The organism is Streptococcus sp. DD10, assembly GCF_001578805.1.
Lineage (GTDB): Bacteria > Bacillota > Bacilli > Lactobacillales > Streptococcaceae > Streptococcus.
In genome coordinates this window covers 104,226-113,342 of the sequence record NZ_KQ969163.1, presented here as the reverse complement: position 1 = coordinate 113,342, position 9,117 = coordinate 104,226, and the positions used below count along the sequence as shown (strand labels likewise).

General features: G+C 40.4%; 6 protein-coding genes. 1 reads left to right on the top strand and 5 read right to left on the bottom strand.

Annotation, left to right across the window (positions count from 1 at the left end; translation table 11 throughout):
- Window positions 1-76: 76 nt before the first annotated feature.
- From gap to pbp1b, 5 genes are all read right to left on the bottom strand, one after another.
- Window positions 77-1,084 (bottom strand): type I glyceraldehyde-3-phosphate dehydrogenase, encoded by a 1,008-nt coding sequence (gene gap / locus STRDD10_RS08385; protein WP_067194987.1) that lies wholly within the window; start codon window positions 1,082-1,084, stop codon window positions 77-79.
- 472 nt (window positions 1,085-1,556) lie between these two features.
- Window positions 1,557-3,635 (bottom strand): elongation factor G, encoded by a 2,079-nt coding sequence (gene fusA / locus STRDD10_RS08380; RefSeq protein WP_067194981.1) that lies wholly within the window; start codon window positions 3,633-3,635, stop codon window positions 1,557-1,559.
- 280 nt (window positions 3,636-3,915) lie between these two features.
- Entirely contained in the window at window positions 3,916-4,386 is a 471-nt protein-coding gene (rpsG, locus tag STRDD10_RS08375; protein WP_067194978.1) for a 30S ribosomal protein S7, read from the bottom strand.
- Between the two features lie 19 nt (window positions 4,387-4,405).
- A complete protein-coding gene (gene rpsL, locus STRDD10_RS08370) occupies window positions 4,406-4,819 on the bottom strand; it encodes a 30S ribosomal protein S12 (RefSeq protein ID WP_067194976.1) in 414 nt (137 codons plus the stop codon).
- A gap of 179 nt (window positions 4,820-4,998) precedes the next feature.
- The gene (gene pbp1b / locus STRDD10_RS08365) at window positions 4,999-7,332 is read right to left on the bottom strand and encodes a penicillin-binding protein PBP1B (protein WP_197458322.1); all 2,334 of its coding nucleotides are present in this window, start codon (window positions 7,330-7,332) and stop codon (window positions 4,999-5,001) included.
- Between the two features lie 425 nt (window positions 7,333-7,757).
- Between pbp1b and tyrS the strand changes: the two genes are divergently transcribed.
- Window positions 7,758-9,014, top strand: a complete 1,257-nt coding sequence (tyrS, locus tag STRDD10_RS08360) for a tyrosine--tRNA ligase (protein WP_067194971.1) — start codon at window positions 7,758-7,760, stop codon at window positions 9,012-9,014.
- Window positions 9,015-9,117: the final 103 nt, after the last annotated feature.

Here is a 9,117-nt window from a genome sequence, read left to right as displayed (position 1 = left end):
GAGCCTGATTTACTTCCAATTTCTACAATTTCCGCTAAAGAAAAAACAGCCTAAAAGGCTGTTTCTATAACTCAAATTATTTAGCGATTTTCGCGAAGTATTCAAGAGTACGTACTAATTGTGCAGTATATGACATTTCGTTATCGTACCATGATACAACCTTAACCAATTGTTTACCGTCAACATCAAGAACTTTAGTTTGAGTTGCGTCAAACAATGAACCGTAAGCCATACCTACGATATCTGAAGAAACGATTTGATCTTCAGTGTAACCGTATGATTCGTTCGCTGCTGCTTTCATAGCTGCGTTTACTTCATCAACAGTAACGTTCTTTTCAAGAACTGCTACCAACTCAGTAACTGATCCAGTTGGAGTAGGTACACGTTGTGCAGAACCGTCCAATTTACCGTTCAATTCAGGGATAACCAAACCGATTGCTTTAGCAGCACCTGTTGAGTTAGGAACGATATTTGCAGCACCAGCGCGAGCACGACGAAGGTCACCACCACGGTGTGGTCCGTCAAGGATCATTTGGTCACCAGTGTAAGCGTGGATAGTAGTCATCAAACCTTCAACAACACCAAAGTTGTCTTGAAGAGCTTTAGCCATTGGAGCCAAGCAGTTTGTAGTACATGAAGCACCTGAGATAACTGTTTCAGTACCATCAAGGATATCGTGGTTAGTGTTAAATACAACTGTTTTAACATCGTTTCCACCAGGAGCAGTGATAACGACTTTCTTAGCTCCACCTTTAAGGTGTTTTTCAGCAGCATCTTTCTTAGCAAAGAAACCAGTTGCTTCAAGAACGATTTCTACTCCATCAGTTGCCCAGTCGATTTGTTCTGGGTCACGTTCAGCAGAAACTTTAACGAATTTACCGTTAACTTCGAATCCACCTTCTTTAACTTCCACAGTACCATCGAAACGACCTTGAGTTGTATCGTATTTCAACAAGTGTGCAAGCATAACTGGATCTGTAAGGTCGTTGATACGAGTAACTTCAACACCTTCTACGTTTTGGATACGACGGAAAGCAAGACGACCAATACGTCCGAAACCGTTAATACCAACTTTAACTACCATTCGTGATTTCCTCCTTATGAAAATCAAAAAAATTTTATGTGAAAAGAGTAACTTGAATCACTACAAATCACCTTTCAACTCTTTTATTATATAACTATTTTAGCGAAATTGCAAGTGATTTCATCGTTATTGACGAGTTTAATCATTCTTTCATCTATTTTCCAATTTTCACTTTCAGTCTTTTGTTAAAATATTAAAGCAACACATAAATTATATTTTAATGAACTACTTTTAATATAAACATGTCAGAATAAGCGAGAAAATAGGAATCCAATATTTTTTAAATTATATTTCTAGAGGAAACTAATGAGTAAGCCTTATCTCACATTTAGATTTCAAAAACTATACCAACTTATTACTAACTTTCTGTCCCATTAGTTAATGAACAAGTATGTAAACTCAACAATTAGCTGCTACAGCTGACAAAGAACCAAAAAACACCTGCTTAAGTAAGCAGATGTTTTTTTACTGATTAAGCACCAGTGTGTTTTTTGATAATTTCTTCTTGTACTGACTTCGGTACATCTTCGTAGTGGTCAAATACCATCATGAAAGTACCACGTCCTTGAGTAGCTGAACGAAGAACAGTTGCATAACCAAACATTTCTGATAGTGGTACATATGCACGAACAATTTGACTGTTACCATGCGCTTCCATACCATCAACACGTCCACGGCGAGCTGTTACATGCCCCATAACGTCTCCAAGATTTTCTTCTGGAACTGTCACAGTAACGAGCATCATTGGCTCAAGGATAACTGGTTGTGCAGTCTTAGCAGCTTCTTTAAGGGCAAGAGATGCAGCAATTTTAAAGGCAGTTTCAGATGAGTCGACATCGTGGTATGAACCATCGTAAAGTTTAGCTTTCACGTCTACAAGTGGGAATCCTGCAAGGACACCATTTGCCATCGCTTCAACCAATCCTTTTTCAACTGCTGGGATAAATTCACGTGGAACCACACCACCGACAATTGCGTTTTCGAACTCGAAACCTTTTCCTTCTTCGTTTGGATTGAATTCGATCCAAACATCACCGAATTGACCTTTACCACCAGATTGGCGTTTGAAGAATCCACGTGCTTGAGTTCCAGCACGGAATGTTTCACGGTAAGAAACTTGAGGAGCACCAACGTTTGCTTCAACCTTGAATTCACGTTTCATACGATCAACAAGGACATCAAGGTGAAGTTCACCCATACCTGAGATAACTGTTTCACCAGTCTCAACGTTTGTTTCAACACGGAATGTTGGGTCTTCTTCAGCCAATTTTTGAAGGGCAATACCCATTTTATCTTGGTCTGCTTTAGACTTAGGCTCAACCATCAATTGGATAACTGGTTCTGGAACGTTGATTGATTCAAGGATAACTTTCGATTTTTCATCAGTCAATGAGTCACCAGTTGTTGTATCTTTCAAACCAACTGCAGCAGCAATGTCACCAGCGTAAACAGTATCAATTTCTTGACGGCTGTTTGCGTGCATTTGAAGAATACGTCCGATACGTTCACGTTTCCCTTTAGAGGTATTCATAACGTATGAACCAGATTGAAGAACTCCTGAGTACACACGGAAGAATGTCAAACGACCTACGAATGGGTCAGTCATGATCTTGAAAGCAAGTGCCGCAAATGGCTCTTCGTCAGATGCTGGACGAGTTTCTTCTTTATCTGTATCTGGGTTAATACCTTTGATAGCTGGGATATCAACTGGGCTTGGAAGGTAGTCAATAACCGCATCAAGCATCAACTGAACACCTTTGTTCTTGAAGGCAGATCCACACAATACAGGGAAGAATTCAACGTTGATAGTTGCTTTACGGATACCAGCTTTCAATTCTTCGTTCGTGATTTCTTCACCTTCAAGGTATTTCATCATCAAGTCTTCATCAGTTTCAGCAACTGCTTCAACCAATTTTTCACGGTATTCATTTGCTTGTTCTACGTATTCAGCTGGGATATCTTCTTCAAGAATATCAGTACCAAGGTCGTTTGTATAGATTTCCGCTTTCATCTTGATCAAGTCGATGATACCACGGAAATCATCTTCAGCACCGATTGGCAATTGGATTGGGTGAGCATTTGCTTGAAGACGATCGTGAAGTGTACTTACTGAGTAAAGGAAGTCAGCACCGATTTTATCCATTTTGTTGGCAAATACAATACGGGGAACTCCGTACTCAGTTGCTTGGCGCCAAACTGTTTCAGTTTGAGGCTCAACACCTGATTGTGAGTCAAGAACAGTTACCGCACCATCCAATACACGAAGAGAACGTTGTACTTCGATTGTGAAGTCCACGTGTCCTGGTGTGTCGATGATGTTTACGCGGTGGTTGTTCCATTGAGCGGTTGTCGCAGCAGATGTGATGGTGATACCACGTTCTTGCTCTTGCTCCATCCAGTCCATTTGTGACGCACCCTCGTGAGTTTCACCGATTTTATGGATTTTACCAGTGTAGTAAAGGATACGCTCAGTTGTTGTTGTTTTACCGGCATCGACGTGAGCCATGATACCGATATTACGAGTTTTTTCAAGTGAAAATTCGCGTGCCATGAGGTTGTTTTCTCCTATTTTTTTATTTCTATTCTATTATAACACGATTTAACAAAAACGGATAGGCAGGACCCACCCGTTTTGCAAAAATATGTTATTTTTGTTGGTTGAATTCAAGTCAGAAAGCCCATTAATCGGCCAAGCCAATTCGAACTACTATTTTATAATTGAGTTCGGACTAAAAACTTTTGAAAAAAAGATAAATCTTCCGAGAGCGTAAATATTCTTCGTTAATTTTCCAATTTTTTCTGAAAGTTTCTTAACGTCCTCACACCTTATATTACCAACGGAAGTGTGCGAAGGCACGGTTAGCTTCAGCCATACGGTGAGTATCTTCACGTTTCTTAACAGCTGCACCAGTATTGTTCGCTGCATCCATGATTTCTTTTGCAAGACGATCTTGCATTGTGTGTTCACCACGAAGGCGAGCGATAGTTACCAACCAACGAAGTCCAAGAGTTGTACGACGTTCTGGACGAACTTCAACTGGGACTTGGTAGTTAGATCCACCAACACGGCGTGCACGTACTTCAAGTACAGGCATGATGTTTTCCATTGCTGTTTCAAATACTTCAAGTGCATCGTTACCAGTAGCTTCTTTGATTTGCTCAAAAGCACTGTAAACGATTGAAGCAGCTGTACCACGTTTACCATCAAGCATAACGCGGTTGATAAGACGAGTAACTAGTTGTGAATTGTAAAGCGGATCTGGCAATACTTCACGCTTTGGAGCTCTATTTTTACGACTCATTTCTCTTTATCCCCTTTCCTTATGCTTTTGGACGTTTCGTTCCGTATTTAGAACGGCCTTGTTTACGATCGTTCACACCAGCAGTATCAAGTGCACCACGGACGATATGGTAACGTACCCCTGGAAGGTCTTTTACACGTCCACCACGAAGAAGAACCACACTGTGCTCTTGCAAATTGTGTCCGATACCTGGGATATAAGCAGTTACTTCGATCAAGTTGCTCAAACGTACACGAGCGAATTTACGAAGGGCTGAGTTTGGTTTTTTAGGGGTCATAGTTCCAACACGAGTTGCAACACCACGTTTTTGTGGAGCACTCTCACGTGTGGGAACACGTTTCAAACTGTTATATCCAACGTTCAAAGCTGGTGATTTAGATTTTTCTACTTTTGATTTACGCGGTTTGCGAACCAATTGGTTGATTGTAGGCATCTACATTCTCCTGTTTTTTTATTTTTGGGTGTTGGTACACTTGGTGACAGCTACCAACTGTGTGTACTTTGCAACATTTGTCAGCACGTCTCTGTACACTTTTGAGAGACCAAAAGTAAAAAGTACCGTCTATTATCATAACATGACGGTACTTTTTTGTCAAGATTTTTTTCTATTTTTCAACGTCGATTTCCTAGAATTTGATTCCAAGCATTTTGATAGTCTGCATCACTTCCACCAATTGCAAATTTATATTGAGTTGTAGGTGCTCCATTTTTTGCCCAATAACTTGTAACTGTTTGACCTGACAAATTAATATTGCGTCCATTAACGTTGACTTGACCAGCACGTTGCCCTGTTGATTTAAGGACATCTGATTTAATCACACTAGGATCCAGGCTAAAGCGTTCATTTCCCCAAATTCCTGGCTGAGCTTGATGGATAGCATTAACTAGATTTGCCATGAAGTTCGCATTGTTATTATAACCTGTCAACGACTGCATCGAGCTATTATCATCATGTCCAATCCAACCTCCAAGAGTCAATCTCGGTGTCGAAACCATGAGCCACATATCCCCATTACTATCTGTCGTGCCTGTTTTTCCAATCCAATCCGATCCAGCTAAGCCTGAATTAATCTGAGTTAAACGATTTTTAAAGGTTGTCGTAGAACCCGAATTAATAACACCACGTAAAAGTTCTTGCATAATAGTAGCTGTGGCAGGTGAATAGACAGACACAGGATCCGCCTTGTGTTCGTAAATTGTCTCTCCATTACGATCTGTAATCTTAGCTACCATATAACGTTCTTGGTAGGTTCCGTTATTCGCTAATGTTTGGAATCCATTTGTATGTTGGGCCACATTGACTTCTATTCCACCACCAATCGGGAGACTTTCAATATTGTATTCTGCAATATCGTATCCCATTTTCTCCATATAAGAGCGAACATTTACCCCACGTTCTTGCAACAAACGATAGGTCCAGTAAGCAGGAATATTCCAAGAAGTGTTTAAAGCTTCTTGCAAATCCATCATAGCTGTACCTCGACTATCCACATGCATAATCGCTTGCCCACTTGAGTAAGTTGTTGGATAATTGGACAGAATACTTGCACTTCCCATAAGCCCTTGGTCAATTGCAATCCCATATGCTAGGATAGGTTTGATGGTTGAACCCGGTGAACGTAAAGTATCAAATGCATGATTATTTTGATTGCTTGCAAAATCACGGCCACCAATAAAACCTAGAATAGCTCCGGTTTTATTATCCATTAGAACATTTCCTGTCTCTATCTGACCTGTTCCATCATCTAGCAATCCACCATACTGACTAACAGCATTTTGCATGGCATCATAAACATTTTTGTTAATGGTAGTTGTCACTCGATATCCGCCTTCACTTAGCTCTTTACTAGCTAATTCACGGTAGGCTTGTACTGTTTCATCATTTTTTAAATCTTGCTCAGAAACTTTGTCTCGTTTGACCAAGTATTCATACATTCGTTGACGAGCCTCAGACATCACTTCATAATAGAGATAGTCGTGACTATCCGCTACATTTGGCTCGGGAGCTTTAAATTCGACACTTACATCATAGTCCTTGTATTGCTGGTATTCTTCTTCTGTTAAATTTCCAGTTCGGTACATGTTATAAAGAACATCACGGCCACGTGCAAGCCCATATGCCATGTTTTCAGCCGACTTAAGTCGTCCATCCGCAGCATAGGGAGAGTAAACAATTGGACTTTGTGGTAATCCTGCTATAAAAGCTGCCTGTGGAATACTTAAATCCTTTGCCGAAACCCCAAAGATGCCTTTCGCTGCTTCTTCAACACCAGCTATATTTTGCCCTTTATTATTTCGCCCAAACGGAGAAACATTCAAGTAAGCTGTCAAGATTTCATCTTTACTCATGGTTTTTTCTAGTACGAGCGCATCTGCTATTTCAGCTATTTTACGTGAATAAGTTGGAGCACTTCCAACAACTTGTTGCTTGATTAGTTGCTGGGTAATCGTCGAACCTCCGCTGGAAGAACCGATACCTAAAACAGACCCAAGAGTCGCTCGCAACACGGCTTTAGGAACGACTCCATTATGACTCTCGAAAGTCTCATCTTCTGTCGAAATTACAGCTTTTTTTACATTATCGGAAATAGCCTCACTTGCAACTGCTTCCCGCAATAAGTCCGTATCTACTTCTGAAATCAAGCTCCCATCTGAATAAGCCAATTCCGAAATAGCTGAAACTGATGAAACTTGTGTTTTCAATGTTTCTTTATCCAAAACCTCTGTACTCTGAGTGAGGCTTGCTATATAACCTAGTCCGATACCTGAAACGAATAAAATCCCCATAACAAGGAATACAAAAATCAAATTTGTTAATAATTTAACTGTCCGTAAAATCGTTCCAAGAACATCAGCCAAGGTCCATGGAAGATCCTCTTCACCCTCAACTGGTTTTGGTTTCACTTTATACCAAAATTGTTTGATTTTTTCTAATATCTTCGACAACATCATTCTCCTTGTTCGGATTCATATTCTTTCATCTTTATTTCGACTATTATACCATGTTTAATAGCCAGAATCCAAGTAAAATTCTTGCAGTCTTATAACATTGTAAAAAACCTATTACAATAGAATTGCTATTTGAACAATTTGTGGTACAATAGAGAGAAACAAGAATTTTCTTGCACTGCTTAATCTATCAACAGATAATGATTAAAAATAAGAAATAAATTCACCAATCTTTCTTTTTATTATTAAAAATCAATTATCAAGTATCCCTCAAAAATTGACAGAGTTAGCTTTGCATTTAATTCTAACTGAATACGGTTTTTTTGCAAAGACATGTGGTACTTATTTGACCAATGTGATGATCAACACCACATATAACACCTAAAGCTCGTATTATCTTAAATTAAAAGGAGAAAAGACACATGCACATTTTTGATGAGCTAAAAGAGCGTGGTTTGGTATTTCAAACGACTGACGAAGAAGCCTTGCGTAAGGCCCTAGAAGAAGGTCAAGTTTCTTATTATACCGGTTACGATCCAACTGCTGATAGCCTTCACCTCGGACACCTTGTGGCGATCTTGACAAGCCGTCGCCTTCAGTTAGCAGGCCACAAACCCTATGCGCTCGTTGGCGGTGCGACTGGTCTCATCGGTGACCCGTCCTTCAAAGATGCAGAACGTAGTCTCCAAACAAAAGACACAGTGGAGGGCTGGGTTACTTCCATCCAAGGGCAACTATCTCGCTTCCTCGATTTTGAAAATGGGGAAAACAAGGCCGAGATGGTCAACAACTACGACTGGTTTGGCAGCATCAGCTTTATCGATTTCCTTCGTGATATCGGGAAATACTTCACAGTCAACTACATGATGAGTAAAGATTCGGTTAAAAAACGGATTGAAACAGGGATTTCCTACACCGAGTTTGCCTACCAAATCATGCAAGGCTACGATTTCTTTGTCCTTAACCAAGACCACAACGTCACCCTGCAAATCGGTGGTTCTGACCAATGGGGAAATATGACAGCAGGAACCGAATTGCTCCGCCGCAAGGCTGACACAACTGGTCACGTCATCACCGTTCCCCTCATTACTGACTCTACTGGTAAGAAATTCGGAAAATCAGAAGGTAACGCTGTCTGGCTCAATGCGGACAAGACTTCTCCATACGAAATGTACCAATTCTGGATGAACGTCATGGATGCCGACGCAGTTCGTTTCTTGAAGATTTTTACCTTCCTGTCACTGGACGAAATCGAAGAGATTCGTCAGCAATTTGAAGCGGCACCTCACGAACGCTTGGCTCAAAAAGTCTTGGCTCGTGAAGTCGTGACTCTTGTTCACGGCGAAGAAGCCTACAAGGAAGCCCTCAATATCACTGAGCAACTCTTTGCAGGAAACATCAAAAATCTCTCTGTCAAAGAACTCAAACAAGGACTTCGTGGAGTGCCAAACTACCAGGTACAAGCAGACGACAACCTCAACATTGTGGAACTCCTTGTATCATCTGGTGTAGTTAACTCAAAACGCCAAGCTCGCGAAGATGTCCAAAACGGAGCCATTTACGTCAACGGCGATCGTATCCAAGACCTTGACTATGTTTTGAACGATGACAATAAACTAGAAAATGAACTCACCGTTATCCGCCGTGGTAAGAAAAAATATTTCGTTTTAACTTACTAATACATAAAAATTCTAGGCAAAGCTAAAGCTACCTAGAATTTTTAAATATCAACCTTAAGCGTGTTTGAGGTAATTCTACAAAATTCATACTCAATGAAAATCA